This window comes from Nocardia sp. NPDC051832 (assembly GCF_040681285.1).
Taxonomy (GTDB): Bacteria; Actinomycetota; Actinomycetes; order Mycobacteriales; family Mycobacteriaceae; genus Nocardia.
In genome coordinates this window covers 832,710-848,142 of sequence record NZ_JBFAYL010000001.1, presented here as the reverse complement: position 1 = coordinate 848,142, position 15,433 = coordinate 832,710, and the positions used below count along the sequence as shown (strand labels likewise).

Annotated in this window: 15 protein-coding genes; 10 read left to right on the top strand and 5 right to left on the bottom strand. The window is 67.1% G+C overall.

All coding sequences use genetic code 11. The annotated features are described in order from the left end of the window. Positions 1-2 precede the first annotated feature (2 nt). Both AB0M14_RS03580 and AB0M14_RS03575 read right to left on the bottom strand, forming a co-directional pair. Positions 3-761 (bottom strand): hypothetical protein, encoded by a 759-nt coding sequence (locus AB0M14_RS03580; protein ID WP_364988350.1) that lies wholly within the window; start codon positions 759-761, stop codon positions 3-5. Positions 762-873: 112 nt separating this feature from the next. Further along, positions 874-1,533, bottom strand: a complete 660-nt coding sequence (locus AB0M14_RS03575) for a TetR/AcrR family transcriptional regulator (RefSeq protein WP_364988348.1) — start codon at positions 1,531-1,533, stop codon at positions 874-876. Between the two features lie 143 nt (positions 1,534-1,676). Between AB0M14_RS03575 and AB0M14_RS03570 the strand changes: the two genes are divergently transcribed. The 3 genes from AB0M14_RS03570 (at position 1,677) to AB0M14_RS03560 (ending at position 5,121) form a co-directional block, all read left to right on the top strand. Then, positions 1,677-3,743, top strand: coding sequence for a CocE/NonD family hydrolase (locus AB0M14_RS03570; RefSeq protein ID WP_364988345.1), 2,067 nt, complete (start codon positions 1,677-1,679; stop codon positions 3,741-3,743). Positions 3,744-3,784: 41 nt separating this feature from the next. Further along, the gene (locus tag AB0M14_RS03565; RefSeq protein ID WP_364988343.1) at positions 3,785-4,573 is read left to right on the top strand and encodes a hypothetical protein; all 789 of its coding nucleotides are present in this window, start codon (positions 3,785-3,787) and stop codon (positions 4,571-4,573) included. Between the two features lie 65 nt (positions 4,574-4,638). Then, entirely contained in the window at positions 4,639-5,121 is a 483-nt protein-coding gene (locus AB0M14_RS03560) for an RICIN domain-containing protein (protein ID WP_364988341.1), read from the top strand. An 81-nt stretch (positions 5,122-5,202) separates the two neighbouring features. On the opposite strand, the gene AB0M14_RS03555 is transcribed toward AB0M14_RS03560, so the two are convergent. Further along, entirely contained in the window at positions 5,203-6,063 is an 861-nt protein-coding gene (locus tag AB0M14_RS03555) for a MaoC/PaaZ C-terminal domain-containing protein (RefSeq protein ID WP_364988339.1), read from the bottom strand. Positions 6,064-6,142: 79 nt separating this feature from the next. After that, the gene (gene kstD / locus AB0M14_RS03550) at positions 6,143-7,825 is read right to left on the bottom strand and encodes a 3-oxosteroid 1-dehydrogenase (RefSeq protein WP_364988337.1); all 1,683 of its coding nucleotides are present in this window, start codon (positions 7,823-7,825) and stop codon (positions 6,143-6,145) included. 104 nt (positions 7,826-7,929) lie between these two features. Between kstD and AB0M14_RS03545 the strand changes: the two genes are divergently transcribed. The 7 genes from AB0M14_RS03545 to AB0M14_RS03515 all read left to right on the top strand — a co-directional run bounded on the left by AB0M14_RS03545 (position 7,930) and on the right by AB0M14_RS03515 (position 15,054). Then, entirely contained in the window at positions 7,930-9,537 is a 1,608-nt protein-coding gene (locus AB0M14_RS03545) for an FAD-binding protein (protein ID WP_364988334.1), read from the top strand. A 1-nt stretch (position 9,538) separates the two neighbouring features. Further along, the gene (locus AB0M14_RS03540; protein ID WP_364988332.1) at positions 9,539-10,324 is read left to right on the top strand and encodes a 2-keto-4-pentenoate hydratase; all 786 of its coding nucleotides are present in this window, start codon (positions 9,539-9,541) and stop codon (positions 10,322-10,324) included. A gap of 20 nt (positions 10,325-10,344) precedes the next feature. Beyond that, positions 10,345-11,253, top strand: a complete 909-nt coding sequence (locus tag AB0M14_RS03535) for an acetaldehyde dehydrogenase (acetylating) (RefSeq protein ID WP_364988330.1) — start codon at positions 10,345-10,347, stop codon at positions 11,251-11,253. A 12-nt stretch (positions 11,254-11,265) separates the two neighbouring features. Continuing rightward, positions 11,266-12,312: a 4-hydroxy-2-oxovalerate aldolase gene (dmpG, locus tag AB0M14_RS03530; protein WP_364988328.1), complete on the top strand. Its 1,047-nt coding sequence runs from the start codon at positions 11,266-11,268 to the stop codon at positions 12,310-12,312. A 94-nt stretch (positions 12,313-12,406) separates the two neighbouring features. Further along, the gene (locus AB0M14_RS03525) at positions 12,407-12,916 is read left to right on the top strand and encodes a hypothetical protein (protein WP_364988326.1); all 510 of its coding nucleotides are present in this window, start codon (positions 12,407-12,409) and stop codon (positions 12,914-12,916) included. A gap of 133 nt (positions 12,917-13,049) precedes the next feature. Then, a complete protein-coding gene (locus AB0M14_RS03520) occupies positions 13,050-13,835 on the top strand; it encodes a class I SAM-dependent methyltransferase (RefSeq protein ID WP_364988324.1) in 786 nt (261 codons plus the stop codon). Between the two features lie 19 nt (positions 13,836-13,854). Continuing rightward, positions 13,855-15,054 carry a cytochrome P450 gene (locus AB0M14_RS03515; RefSeq protein ID WP_364988321.1) on the top strand — a complete coding sequence of 400 codons (1,200 nt, stop codon included), beginning with the start codon at positions 13,855-13,857 and terminating at the stop codon, positions 15,052-15,054. Here AB0M14_RS03515 and AB0M14_RS03510 read toward each other — a convergent pair. After that, positions 15,026-15,427, bottom strand: a complete 402-nt coding sequence (locus AB0M14_RS03510; protein WP_364988319.1) for a hypothetical protein — start codon at positions 15,425-15,427, stop codon at positions 15,026-15,028. The genes AB0M14_RS03515 and AB0M14_RS03510 overlap by 29 nt on opposite strands. Between the last annotated feature and the right edge of the window lie 6 nt (positions 15,428-15,433).

Below are 15,433 nucleotides of genomic sequence, written 5' to 3'. Positions count from 1 at the left end.
CCTCACCAGCCGCCGCTGAAGAGCGCGAGCAACCCCGCCTCCGGATCAGCGGCATTCGTCGTATTCGCCACGGCCACAACGACTACCGCCAGGCTCAGTACGACACCGAGCCCTCCGTGCACTCCCAGCACGAACCTGCCCCGCCGGTCAGCCGTCTTGGCGAATTTCGCCAGCAACGCCGCGCCGAATCCGAGGAAGGCGACTGCCAGAACCCCAGCCTCCACGGCCATCACCACGTGATACCGGGCGAACTCGCCGACCATAGCGTCGAGCGCAGGCGGACCAGCCGCAGCCGAACCCAGCAGCTCCCGGACCAGGCCGAGCGTGCCGGCCGGCCCACCAGCACCGGTCAACATCGGAAACAGCGAAGCAAACGGCGCCATCGCCCCTTGAACATTGGCCGCCACCAACACCAGCGACAGCAGCGCGAGTGCCGTTGCGACAACCCCGCCCACTCCCGCCCCTGATCCGCCACCCCGCAGAAACCTCCGCCACAGCAGGACCCCAAGCGCGACAAGCACAACCGCCAGACCCGCCGCGATACCCGCCTTGATCAGGTGATATCGAAACCAGTAATCGACAACCCGCGCCAACCCCGGTGTGAACTCACGCCCACCGGAATTCCAGTACTCGACGAACGTCACCCGAAACGCGTCCCGCAACTCGCTCTCGTCAGCGAAGTCCGCACCCGCTAATTTGCGCGGACCGCCGACGAACCCAGCCCCTAGCACCCCGGCACACGCAACGAGCGCGGCCAGCACGCGCCCGGATACCTCGGTACGCGCCGAGCCGGCAGATCGTTCAGACACACCTTCACGGTAGCCAACCTCGTTGCAGCGGAAGAGCACCCGAAGGCCGCGCGCTGGTGAGCAGCTAGTTCCAGTCCGGGACGCCGAAGAGGGCCAAGGTGATCTGGGTGAGGTGGGGGGTGAGGGTGGGCAGGGATTGGGGGCCGGGGCCCTGGAGGCAGTCGCGGATGCGGTCGTCGATGGCGCCGATGAGGGCGTCGAAGATTTGCGGGGGGATTTCGGCAGGGATGTCGCCGGTGTCGCGGCCGATGCGGAAGGCGGCCTGCATGCGCTGGGCCAGGCGGGATTTCATCTGACGGCGTTGTTCGGCGACGGCGGGGCCGGCGGCCAGGCATTCGACGTGCAGGGCCTGGGCGCAGAAGGCGTTGTCGGTCAGGGTTTTCAGGTATTCGGCGAGGGTGGTGCGGATCAGGGTGCGCCAGTCCGACTGCGCGGTGTCGGCGACGCTGGCGTCGAGGGCGGCGATGACGAGTTCGACGGCTTGGTCGAAGGCGGCGAGGAAGCACTCGTCGCGGTCGCGGAACTGCTGGTAGAAGGTGCGGCGGGAGACGTTGGCGCGAGCGACGATGTCGGCGACGGTGGTGGCGTTGTAGCCGCGTTCGGAGACGGCCTCCAGGACCCCGAAATACATCCGCATCCGCTGCGAATGGACGACGTCGCCCGGCGCGAGACCGTGCGTGCCGCGGGGGAGCCGGGCGCGGTCGACAGCGGATTCCAATCCCATGCGGCGAGCATAGAGCCCGTACCAGTTGTGAGCTGAACCACATAAATTGCGATCCGCTGAGTGAGACGTGTCTCAGATGGATGATGGGTACGCAAATGTTTATAAGGCTCGGGCGCTGTCGCCGGGGCGAGAAGGGGTGTTGCATGATCGGGAGAGTGCGCCGCGGCCTGGCCCGCGCCGGCATTGCCGCCATGGCAGTGGCACTGACGACGCTGGGAATGACACCGGCTCAGGTCTCGGCCGGAACTCCGCCGGACGGGGGCGCACTGGCCCAGACATGGCTGGCCAAGCACGACGGCCCGGCGAAATACCCCGGCCGGTATCCGGGCGAGGTGTTCATCGATTTCGACGTCCCGATCACCATGAGCGACGGAACGGTGTTGAAGGCCAACATCTATCGTCCCGTCGACGCCAATGGCCAGCCGGTGCGCGAGCCGCTCCCGACGGTCCTGAACCTCACGCCCTACACGAAATTCGCCTCCTGGCTGGCCGACGTAGCGCTGTCGGTGCCATGGCTTTCCGACGCGATGGTCCAGCTGATCGGCAACGCCGACCTCACCGGCACACCGCTGGAGTCGATCACCGATATCACCAAGGCGCTCGGTGGCGGCGCGGCGCGCTCCTTCGGCGTCAACCGCAAGCTGATCCAGCAGGGGTACACCCAGGTCGTGGTCGACGTACGCGGCACCGGCTATTCGCAGGGCGCGTGGCAGTTCTTCCAGTCCCGCGAGACCCAGGACACCGTCGAGATGATCGACTGGGCGGCCAAACAGCCGTGGTCGGACGGCAATATCGGCATGACCGGCATCTCGTACTCCGGCATCAACCAGTACATGGTCGCCGCACAGAATCCGCCAGCGCTCAAGGCGATCTTCCCGATCGAGGGCAGCACCGACAAGATCGACGACGTCGCGGCGCCCGGCGGCGGCCTTGGCATGTTCGCGCCGATCTACATCGCCATGATCGGCGTCATCCAGAATTTTCCGGACCCCATCGGCGTGCTGCTCGGCCATCACGACCTGAAGTGGCTGGTCGACCGCGTCCAGACGCCGTTCGAATTCTTCGACTACATGCTGATGGCGCTGACGCCCTCGGTGGACCAGTTGCCGGAACCGCTGCGCAAGGCCCTGGAACCGGGTAGCGAACTGCGTAACGCGTTCGGTGACAGTCATCCGGAGAACATCCAGGTCCCGACCTTCGCCTACGGCGGCTGGCAGGACATCTTCGCCTCCTCCAGCGCCATGACCTTCGACCGGATTCCGCTGCCCGCCACGCAGAAGAAGCTGATCATGGGCGATACCTACCATGCGAATCCGAGCTCGGGGATGGGCCGCCCGGCCGCGCCGCCGCGGTTGGACGTGCTGCAGATGGCCTGGTTCGACAAGTGGCTCAAGGGCATCGACAACGGCATCGATCAGTACGGTCCCGTGGTGTTGTGGCAGCAGGGCGGCGGCTGGATCACCGCCGACCGGTACCCGCACAGCAGCGACGCCATCGACTACCGCCGCATGTATCTGTCACCGGCGCGCAGCGGCACGGCCACCAGTGTGTACGACGGTTCCCTCGCCGCCGACCCCGCGGATGCCGTTGCCCGGCTGACGGTTTCGCCACTGACCGGTCTCACCTCGCTGTGTTCGCGGGACGCGGCGGTCGAATCGGCCGGTGCGCTGTCGGTACTGCCGTTCTGCGCCAAGGACTCCCGTATCCAGGAACTCGGCGGGCTCACCTTCACCAGCGACCCGGTCACCGAGCCGACCACGTTGTCCGGCCCGATCAACGTGCATCTGAACACCGCGTACGACTCCAGCGAGGGCTATTGGGCGGTCACCGTCAACGATGTCGCGCCGGACGGCCGGTCCACGGTCCTGTCCAGCGGACAGCTCACGGCATCGCTGCGCGCCATCGACGAGAGCAAGAGCAAGCGCGACGCCGACGGCGACTACACCGAGACCACCCACCTGCTGACCCTGGACACCAGGCAGCCGCTGGTCCCCGGCGCCCCGACCGTCATCGACCTCGGCGTCAACCCGGTCGAAGCGGTCCTGAAACCCGGCCATCGCCTGCGCGTCGACGTCTACGCCAGCAACTTCCCCCGCGGCGTCCTGCTGCCGCCGCTGTGGCTGGAGAACGGCCTCGCCAACCAGCATCTGCTCCTCGACCCCTCCGCACCGAGCTTCGTCAACCTGCCCCTGAGCCGCCCGCTCTCGTAGGATCCTCTGCAGAGCTGAAGTCTTCTGGAGGGGGTTTTCGGATGGGATCCGACACGGCTGTGCACGATCTGGTGATCGCGCGCTATGAGGAATCGCTGGACTGGGTGCTGGATGTGCCCGATGCCTATCGGGTACACATCTACGACAAGGGGGCGGGCCCGACGTCCACGGCGGTGCGCGAGCGCGCGGAAACCTTTGTGTCGCTGCGCAATGCCGGGCGGGAGTCGGATACGTATCTGACGCATATGCTCGAATACGGGCCGGGCACAGGCGAGTTCACCGTGTTCGCGCAGGCCGATCCGTTCGAGCACAGTCCGGATTTCCTGGAGTTGCTGACCCGGCACGCGGATTGGTCCGACGTGCAGGCGCTGGCGTGGTGCTGGAAAGAACAGATCGGATACCCGCCGGCGACCCTGCTCACTCCGGAACGATCGATCGTGCCGGATCTGCGGGTGCGCCCGGAGCTGTTCTCACTCAGTACCTTTCAGCCGCTGGAGTGGGTGGACAGCGGCGCGGAGGGGATCGGGCGGGGCTACCGGCAGCTGCACCGGCTGCCCGAAGGCGTCAACATGTGCGCGCACTTTCTCGATATGTGCGAGCTACCGGACGTCGCCGAACTCGCCGAGCAGCACTTGGTCGGAAGGCACAGTTACGGAGGGATTTTCGCGGTCCGGAGTCACCTGGTCGAGAAGGTGCCGGCCCGCGCGCTCGAACGACTCCGGCAGGCGGCGTTCGGCGCGACCGTGCACGGCTATTTCTGTGAACGGCTCTGGCTGCACATATTCGGTGAGCAGTTCCTGTTCCCCTTGCAGCTGCCCGGCGCGGAATGAAGCTGCCGGAGTGACTTCGATCTTGCTATGCTGCGGCCGAAATAGATTCGGCCACAGGGGGAATGATGAAATCACTTATCGGATGGGGCGCTGCGGTCGCTGCCTTGGCGATCATGGTGCTCGCACCGTCGAGCGCTGCGGCTCCGGGCCCGGTACTGCACAACGGCTTCGACCCGGGCATGTGCTTGGACGCGCAGTCCTATGACGGCGGTGCCACGCTGACCGGGGCGGTTCAGCTCTACCCATGCAACGGCGAACCGATGCAGCTGTGGTTCGACGGACCCGGCAACAGCCTGCACAACGGCGTCGATCAGTCCATGTGCTTGGACGCGCAGTCCTATGACGGTGGCGCCACGCTGACCGGGGCGGTTCAGCTCTACCCATGCAACGGCGAACCGATGCAGCAATGGCTGCGGGGGCCCGGCAACAGCCTGCGCAACGGCGCCGATCAGAGCCAATGCCTGGACGCTCAGACGTTGGACAGCCGCACGCTCACCGGGGTCATTCAGATGTACCCGTGCAACGGTGGCCGCGTACAGCAGTGGTGACCGCTCGCTGACGCAGTGCACCTGCGCTGAACGAGATTCGGGCCGCGACCGATACCCGGTCGCGGCCCGACATCGTGCGCGCTACTGGAACCGCAGGACGACATCTCCGAGCACGGGGGCGTCGTCGCGTTCCACCACCGAAGCGGCCATGACGAGCTCGCCGTCGCCCCGCCAGATGCGGGTGCGGATGGTTTCGCCCGGGTACAGCACACCGGCGAAGCGAGCGCGGAAGCTTTGCACCCGAGCGGCATCCGAATCCAGCACCGTATCGGTGGCGGTCTTCAGCACCAGGCCGTAGGTGCACAGGCCGTGCAGAATCGGATTGGGAAAGCCCGCGGCGCGGGCGAATTCGGGATCCGAGTGCAACGGATTGCGGTCACCGCACATGCGGTACAGCAGCGCCTGCTGCGGCAGGGTGGGGGTCAGCACGTCGAAATCCGGTGCGCGGTCCGGGAGTTCGGCCTTGACACTAGGCCCGCGGTCACCGCCGAAGCCGCCTTCGCCCTTGGCGAAGATGGACGAGCGCGCGGTCCACAGTGGTTCGCCGTCCGAGCCGGTGACGACGTCCTCACGCCAGATCACCGCGTTCGAGCCCTTGTCCCAGATATCGGTGACCCGACCGACCGTGGTCGCCTTGCCCGCGGCCGGGATCGGGCGGTGCACGGTGATCTCCTGCGAACCGTGCACCACCTTGGCCAGATCGATGTCGATGCCGGTGAACTTCACCTTCGGCGGATCGGTCTCGTGGAAGCTGGGCGCGACCGTCGCGAACGAGGGCAGCACCTGCGGCTCCTGATCGTGCAGGTAGCGCAGTTCGGCGGGCTCGGTCCAGCGGTGGCCCGCGCCCAGGGCGAGGTTGTAGTGCTGGACATCGGAGGCCGACCAGGCGAATTCGCGGCCGGGGATCTCCGCGCCGAGCGCGGCGTTCAAATCGATGGGCATCAAATGCTCCTTGGGGATACTTGGGGACAATCCTGCAACCGGCGCGCGGCGCGGACAACCGCGCGCCCGGTGCGTGGGATCAGGCCTGCTTGCGCTCGACGATGTCCTTGACGGCCAGGTAGCCGAAGGTGATCGCCGGGCCGATGGTCGCGCCGGGACCGGCGTAGGTGTGGCCCATCACCGGCGACGAGCAGTTACCGGAGGCGTAGAGCCCCTCGATCACCGTCTTGTCCTCGCGCAGCACGCGGCCCGCGGTGTCGGTGATCAGGCCGCCCTTGGTGCCGAGGTCGCCGGGCACGATCTTGGCCGCGTAGAACGGCCCCTGCACCAGCGCCGCCAGGCACGGGTTCGGCTTCACGGTCGGGTCGCCGTAGTAGCGGTCGTAGTGGCTGTTGCCGCGGCCGAAGTCCTCGTCCTTGCCGGTCGCGGCGAAGCCGTTGAACCGCTCGACGGTCGAGGTGAGGTTCTCGACCGGCACGCCGATCTTGGCGGCCAGTTCCTCGAGGGTGTCCGCCTTGACGATGTAGTCGTTTTCCATCCAGCGGGACGGAATCCGCTGGCCAGGCTGTAGCCCGGCGAATATGTAGCGATTGCGGTAGCGCTGGTCGAACACCAGCCAGGCGGGGATGTTCGCGCCCGGCCCCGCGCCCTGCCCGTATTCGCCGCCGTACATGGTGTGCACGGCCTCGACGTAAGGAGCGGACTCATTACCGAATCGCTTGCCGTCGGCGTTGACCATGACGGTGCCGGGCAGATTGCGCTCGGCCAGGGCGAACCACGGCTTGCCGCCCTTGAAGATGGTCGGCCCCCACCAGGCGTCCTCCATGAAGTCGACCGAACCGCCGGCCTCCATGCCCGCGACGATCCCGTCGCCGGTGTTCGCCTTCGCGCCGGTGGTCCACTCGGTGGTGATCGGCGCGCGCTGGTACTTGGTGCGCATTTCGGCGTTGTGCTCGAAACCGCCGCTGCCGAGGACCACGCCGTGGCGTGCGGTGAAGGTGACGGTCTCGCCGTCCTGGGTGGCCTCGACGCCGGTGACGACGCCGTTCTCCACGATCAGCTTCGTCATCGGAGTATTCAGCAGCACCGGCACATTCGCGTCCATGAGGCCCTTGCGCATGGCGGCGATGATGGCCTGGCCCATGCCGAGGATGTGCTTGCCGGTCCACTTGGCCAGGTAGGTGCGCGCGCCGACCCGCATCGCGCGGGCGATGCCCTTGGGGTGCCGCTTGATCAGGTTGAGCCGGACGAAATCCGCCTGCATTACAACGACATTCAGCGGCGCTTTGGCGTACGGCGGTTCCAGGTTCGCGAGTTCCTTGCCGAGCACCTTGGCGTTGAACGGCTTCGGCTCCGACGAACGGCCCTCGGCCAGTCCGCCCGGCGCCTCCGGGTAATAGTCGGAGTAGCCCGGAACCCACTTCATCTTCAGCGGCGAATGATCCAGGACGAAGTCGAAAGCCTCTGCGCCACGGTCGATATAGGTATCGATGCGCTCCTTGGGCACCACGTCGCCGATGATGCTGTGCAGATAGGTGCGCGCCGCTTCGCGGTCGTCGGGCCGGCCCGAGGCCCGCAGCGCCTTGTTACCAGGAATCCATACGCCGCCGCCGGAGCGGGCCGTAGACCCGCCGTAGTGCGCGGCCTTCTCGATGATCACCACTTTGAGCCCGTGGTGCGCGGCGGTGAGCGCGGCGGTCATGCCGGCAGCCCCGCTGCCGACCACCACGACGTCGTATTCCCGATCAGTCATGTAGAACACGTTATAGAATGAACGCGCCTTTGGTCTATGTTGAGTGGCAGAAGACCTACTTGGCGTACCACTTGCCGAGAAACTCGTTTCAGTTTCAGATCCGGAGCTAGTACATGGGCCTCGAATGGGACCTCACCGCCGACGTCGTCGTCGTCGGATACGGAGCCGCCGGTGCGGCCGCCGCGCTGGAAGCCACGGCCGCGGGCGCGCAGGTGCTCGTGCTGGAGCGCTTCGCGGGCGGCGGCGCTTCCTCGATCTCCGGCGGCATCATCTACGCCGGCGGCGGCACCTCGGTGCAGCGCGAGGGCGGCGTCAGTGACACCCCGGAGCAGATGCTCGCATACCTGGAACGCGAGGTCGGCGATGCCGTGAAGCCGGACACGCTGCGGCGCTTCGTGGACGAGAGCCCCGCGATGATCGAATGGCTGAAGGGGCACGGGGTGCCGTTCGAGGCGTCGCTGTGCCCGTACAAGACCTCGTATCCGAACGACAGCTACTACCTCTACTACTCGGGCAGCGAGGTCTCGGGCTTCGGGCGCGAGGTCGCCGAACCCGCGCAACGCGGGCACCGGGTCAAGGGCAAGGGCATCTCGGGCCGCATGCTGACCGGACCGCTCGCGGCTTCGGCCTCGCGGCGCGGCGTGCGGGTGGAAACCCTCACGCAGGTCACCCGATTGCTCACCGACGACAACGGGGCGGTGATCGGCGCGGAATGCCGGTCGCTGCGGGACGCGCCCGGTTCGGTCCGGGAGCGCTACACCCGCCTGGCGAAGATGGCGGCCAACCCCGGCATCTACTACCCGCCGCTGCGCAAGCTGCTGGAGCGGCGGATGGCCCGGCTGGATCGCCGATACAGCACCACGATCCGGGTGCACGCGCGCCGCGGCGTGGTGGTCAGCGCCGGCGGCTTCATCGCCAACCGCGCGATGGTGGCCGAGCACGGGCCGCAGTTCCGCAACGGGCTGTGCCTGGGCACCACCGGCGACGACGGCAGCGGCATCCAGATGGCGCGGCAGGCCGGCGCGGCCACCGACCGGATGGGCAATATCTCCGCGTGGCGGTTCATCCTGCCGCCCAGTGCCTTCACCGGTTCGGTCTTGGTCGACGCGGAGGGCCGGCGCGTCATCGACGAAACCCGCTATGGCGCGGCCGTCGGGCACAAGCTGATCGCCGACCACGACGGCAAGGGCTGGCTGCTGGTCGACGACGTCCTCATGCGCACCGCCATCGCCCAGATCGGGAGCCAGGGCACCTGGTTCCAGCGCGCGCAATTCGAGGTGATGCGCCGGGGCGCGGTGCGGGAGAACAGCATCGAGGCGGCCGCGCTGAAAGCCGGGATCAATCCGTCCGGACTGCGCGCGACGGTGAACGAACACAATGCCGCCATCGCCGAGGGCCGCCCCGATCCGGTGGGCAAGCCCGCCGAATTCACCAAATCCGTACGCAACGGGCCGTTCTGGTTGTTGGATGTGGGCATCAAGCCCAGTCTCACCAATCCGTGCCCGATGCTCACCCTCGGCGGCGTCATCGTCGACGAGGTGACCGGTGCGGTGAAATCCGAGGCCGGACACGATATTCCGGGCCTGTACGCGGCGGGACGCACCGCCGTCGGCATCTGCTCGGATTCCTATGTCAGCGGTCTGTCCCTGGCCGACTGCATTTTCTCCGGCCGGCGCGCAGGCGCGCACGCGGCCGCTCACTCACTAGCGGAAGGAAACTAGCGTGCTGTCCGATGCGGTACGAATCCAGCTGGCCGACGAACTCGAAGTCGCCGAACGCGATCGGGTCGCCATCGATCCGCTGGTGTCCCGGTACTCCGAGATCGACGTGGTCGACTCCTACGAGATCCAGCTGATCAACATCCGGCGCAAGCTCGACGGCGGCGCGAAGGTGATCGGGCACAAGGTCGGCCTGTCCTCGCTGGCCATGCAGCAGATGATGGGCGTGGACGAGCCGGACTACGGACACCTCCTCGACAACATGGAGGTCTTCGAGGACAAGCCGGTCGAAGCGGGCCGCTACCTGTTCCCGCGGGTCGAGGTCGAGGTCGGGTTCGTGCTGGGCGCCGACCTGCCCGGCGAGGACTGCACCGAGGCGGACGTGCTCGCCGCCACCGTCGCCTACGCGCCCGCGATCGAACTGATCGACTCCCGGATCAAGGACTGGAAAATCGGTCTCTGCGACACGATTTCGGACAACGCGTCCTCGGCCGGCTGGGTGCTCGGCCCGGAGCGCGTCGCGCCCGGCGACATCGACATCAAGGCCATCGACGCGGTGCTCACCAAGAACGGCGCGGTGGTCGCCGAAGGCCGCAGCGACGCCGTGCTCGGCGATCCCGTCATCGCGGTGGCCTGGCTGGCCCGCAAGGTCGCCTCCTTCGGCGTGCGCCTGAAGGCCGGCGACATCGTGCTGCCGGGCTCCTGCACCCGCGCCATCGACGCCCACCCGGGCGACAGCTTCCATGCCGAGTTCGCCGGACTCGGTTCCGTCCGTCTGCGTTTCAGCTGACCATCGAGTAGGAGAAAGTCGTGACCGCCAACAAAGTCACCGCGGCCATCGTCGGCTCCGGCAACATCAGCACCGATCTGCTGTACAAGCTGCTGCGTTCGGAGCACATCGAACCGCGCTGGATGATCGGCATCGACCCGGACTCCGAGGGGCTGAAGCGGGCTCGCGGGCTGGGCCTGGAGACCTCCGCCGAAGGCGCGGACTGGCTGCTGGCGCTGCCGGAGAAGCCGGATCTGCTGTTCGAGGCCACCTCCGCGTACGTGCACCGCGCCTACGCGCCGAAGTACGAGGCCGCGGGCATCCGCGCCGTCGACCTGACCCCCGCGGCGGTCGGCCCGGCCGTGATCCCGCCGGTCAATCTGGAATCGCTGGCCGACGCGCCCAACGTCAACATGATCACCTGCGGCGGGCAGGCGACCATTCCGATGGTGGCGGCCGTATCCCGGGTCGTCCCAGTGGAATACGCCGAGATCGTGGCGTCGGTGTCCTCGGTGTCGGCCGGGCCCGGCACCCGCGCGAACATCGACGAGTTCACCAAGACCACCTCCAAGGGCGTGGAGACGATCGGCGGCGCCAAGCGCGGCAAGGCGATCATCATCCTGAATCCGGCGGAGCCGCCGATGATCATGCGCGACACCATCTTCTGCGCCATCCCCGAGGACGCCGACCGCGACGCCATCGCCGAATCCATTCACAACATGGAGAAGTCGATCCAGGAGTACGTGCCCGGCTACCGGCTGCTGAACGAACCGCAGTTCGACGACCCGTCGCTGGTTTCCGGTGGCATGGCGAAGGTTTCGATCTTCGTCGAGGTCGAAGGCGCGGGCGACTTCCTGCCGCCGTACGCGGGCAACCTCGACATCATGACCGCCGCCGCCACCCGCGTCGGTGAAGTACTGGCCCACCAGATCATTTCCGCTCGGGTGTAAGGAGTTTCACCAATGACCAACTTGCTGAAGCCCTACTCGGGCGAGCTGGACGTGCGCGTCACCGACACCTCGCTGCGGGACGGATCGCACCACAAGCGCCACCAGTTCACCGTGTCCGAGGTGCGGGACATCGTCACCGCGCTCGACGCGTCCGGTGTACCGGTCATCGAGGTCACCCACGGTGACGGCCTCGGTGGTTCCTCGTTCAACTACGGGTTCTCCAAAACCCCGGAGCAGGAACTGATCAAGGCCGCCGCGGAGTCCGCCAAGCAGGCCAAGATCGCCTTCCTGATGCTGCCCGGCGTGGGCGTCAAGGAAGACATCAAGATCTCCCAGGACAACGGCGGCTCCATCTGCCGCATCGCCACGCACTGCACCGAGGCCGACGTCTCCATCCAGCACTTCGGCCTGGCCCGGGAACTGGGCCTGGAAACCGTCGGCTTCCTCATGATGGCGCACAGCACCACCCCGGAGAATCTGGCCAAGCAGGCCCGCATCATGGCCGACGCGGGCTGCCAGTGCGTCTACGTCGTCGACTCCGCCGGTGCCCTGGTGCTCGAGCAGGTCACCGACCGGGTCGCCGCGCTGGTCGCCGAGCTCGGCGACGACGCCCAGGTCGGCTTCCACGGCCATGAGAACCTCGGCCTCGCCGTCGCCAACTCGGTCTACGCGGTGCGTGCGGGCGCCACTCAAATCGACGGCAGCGCACGCCGCTTCGGCGCCGGCGCGGGCAATCTTCCGGTAGAGGCCTTCATCGGCGTCTGCGACAAACTCGGCATCAAGACCGGTGTCGACTTCTTCGCCGTCACCGACGCTGCCGAAGACGTCGTCCGCCCGGCCATGCCGTCGGAATGCCTGCTCGACCGCCAGGCCCTGATGATGGGCTACGCGGGCGTCTACTCGTCGTTCCTGCGCCACGCCGAACGCCAGGCCGAGCGCTACGGCGTCTCCGCCGCCGAAATGCTGGTCCGCGCCGGCCAGCGCAAACTCGTCGGCGGCCAGGAAGACCAGCTCATCGACATCGCGCTGGAACTCCAGCGCGAAAAGGCCTCCGCCTGAGCTCGATTCGGTAATACGGGCCGCGACCGGTGCACAGCGCCGGTCGCGGCCCGTTTTCGTTACTGTCGAGCAGGGCCGACCGGAGGAGGATTCGATGCGCGCGGTGCCGAGGCGGAGCCGGTTGTGGCTGCTGTCCAGCTGTGTCGTCGCGTCGGCTCTGGTCATCAGCTGTCAGACCCCCGAGGACATCACCCCGGAGACTCCGATCGCCCCCTGCGACGGCACGATGGCGACCGGCCCGCAGATGATCACCGACCCGGCCCTGTACGCCTTCATGTCCGGTTTTCGTCTGCGACCCGGGGTGCAGATCGCCTCCGGAGGATCGGCGATCTCCACCTACAGCCCGCACCACGTCGCGCTATCGCTCGACCTGTGTCTCGCGGGCTCTCCCGGCCTGGATGGCCTGATCGCGGTCGCGACCGAGATCGCCCACGCACTCAAGCAGCACGACCTCGGCTCCCGCACCAGCGCACTGTCGATCGCCTATGTAGGCCCGAACCTGAGCAGCCGCATGGAGGTTCGCGACACCGACTTCCACCTGCACCCGTGGAACGGAACACCCTCGCCTGCCGAGGAAGCCCGCTTCTGGGAAGTTGTGCAATAGCGAAAAAGGTTTGCCGCCAGGGTGATTCGGGGCACTGTTGCTGCTATCGTTCCGCATGATCGACGGGGGGACGCACGCAGCCCTCGGGGAATCAGAACGATACAGCCTGCGTGCATGATCCCGGGGGACACTCATGACCGAGTTGCTGGCCGACGTCGACCTGAGCACCATGCCGCGCGGCGGCCCGAATGCCTCCAAGTGGAACCGGAGCATGGATCCGACCGAGCTCGAATTCCTCGATCGCGAGGATGTGAGTGAGAAGCGCAAACGAGCTGTTATGCGGGGCGTGGATCGGCTCAACCGGCTCGGCCGCATCTACCCCAGGAATACCGAGCAGGTGATGACGGCGGTGTCCGACGTCTACGCGCCGCGCATCCTCGAACTGGGCGCCGGACACGGTCAGCTGGCCCGGCAGATTCTCACCGACCATCCCGACGCGGTGGTCACCGCCAGCGATTACAGCCCGGATCTGGTGGCTACGATGGCCGCCTCCGACCTCGGCAGCCACCCGCGCGCCACGGTGAAGTTGCTGGACGCCACCGCGATCGACGCCCCCGATCAGAGCTACGACCTGGCCGTGTTCACCTCCTCGATGCATCACCTGACGCCCGATCAGGTCGTCGAGCTGTTCCGGGAGGCCACCCGGGTGGCCCGCTCACTGCTGGTCATCGACCTGAAGCGGGAGTCGACCTGGCGGCTGTTCACCTTCCCGGTCCTGGCCTACCTGGTGCTGCCGCTGGTCGGATACTCCACTGTGCACGACGGAATCATCAGCGCCCGACGGGCTTATGGTGAAGAGGCGCTGGAAACCATTGCTGCCCATGCCGGATGCCGCATCTGGTTGCGGAAATTCGCCGGGCAGAACGCGATCACGGTGATCCGGCGGCCGATCGCGGCAGAGGCACTACGGTCGGCGTGAGAGTGGGTTTCCAATGGTGATGGATGGCGTATCCGAGGCGGTCCGCAAGGTTGATCGCGGCCCGTCCGAGGTCGGTTGCCCGGTGCGGCAAGAGGCCGATGGGGTGTGGAAGGTGCGCGGCTATCAGGCGGGACGCTCCGTGCTGCGCAGCAAGGACACCGTGCAGGCCGGCCTGGGTATCGAGACGTTGCCGAAGATGCCGTCGAGCATGCGGCTGCCGGTGCTGTACCGGGATGGCGCCGAGCACCTCGAGCATCGCCGCCAGACGGCGAAATACTTCACCGCGCGTTATGTTCGCGAGAACTACCGGGAGCTGATGGAGCGGGTCACCGACCGGCTGCTCCAGCAGTTCGCCGTCGACGGCAGCGCGGACCTCGGCGAGCTCAGTTTCACGCTGGCCGTGGAAGTTTCGGCGACAGTCATCGGGCTGACCGAGGACATGCCCGGCCTGAGCGTGCGACTGAATCGTTTCTTCCCGGCGGAATTCGGGACCCCGGGCTTCACCAGCTTCTCCGGACTGTATTGGTTCGGGCGCCGCCTCGGGCCGATCATCGGGATCTATCGCAAGGATGTGCGTCCCGCCGTCCGCGCGCATCGGGCCGAACCGCGCGAGGATCTGATTTCGCACCTGCTGGCGGAGGGGTGCACCACCGCCGACATCCTGGGCGAGTGCATCACCTACGCGGCGGCGGGCATGGTCACCACCCGGGAATTCATCTGCGTGGCCGCCTGGCATCTGTTCTCCGACCATGATTTGCGCGAGCGCTACCTGACCGGGGACGAGTCGGATCGGCACCGGCTCCTGGAGGAGATCCTGCGGCTGGAACCGGTGGCCGGAAACCTGAAGCGCCGCACCCTGACCGAGATCACCGTCCCGGGCGCGGAGGGCGATGTCGTCATTCCGGCCGACGCGCTGGTCGATATCGAACTCGGCGCCACGAACCTCGACCCGGAAGCCTTCGGCGCCGAAGCCCAGCGGCTGTGCCCGGACCGCGAATCCAGTTCCGGCATCCTCGCGCCCGGCCTGACCTTCGGCGACGGAGCACACAAATGCCCCGGCGCGTCCCTGGCCGTGCTGGAGGCGGAGATCTTCCTGACCCGCCTGTTCGCCCTGCCCGGTCTCGAGATGGCAGGCCCGCCTGAGGTCACGGTCAAGCACGACTCGATCTTCGCGGTACGCGGGCTACGGATCACGACCGCGAGCGGCGCTCGTTCGTAGGGTCTGCCGGTCCATAGCGGCCGTCGGACTTGGCTTCGTCGATCGCGGCGAAGCCCGCGGCGTGCATGCGTCCCGCGGCGATCAGTGCTTCCGCCTTGGCGACGTTGATGGCGGACCAGGGGCTGCGGCGGGTGCGGGGGGAGTAGCGCTGTAGGTAGTAGTCGGCGGAGTGGCTGCGGCGAACGCTGTCGATCCAGCCGTAACACAGTGCGCCATCCAGAGTTTCGGTGATGGTGGGGGACTGTTCGGTGGAGTTCTTCTTGGCGATCAGGATCCAGACTTCGCGGGCGTTGGCGTGGTGGGCGGCGAGCCAGGATTCCCAGTCGGCGGCGGTGGTGCAGGTGAGGACGGGCGTGCCGTTGAGCTGTTCCATGGTTCC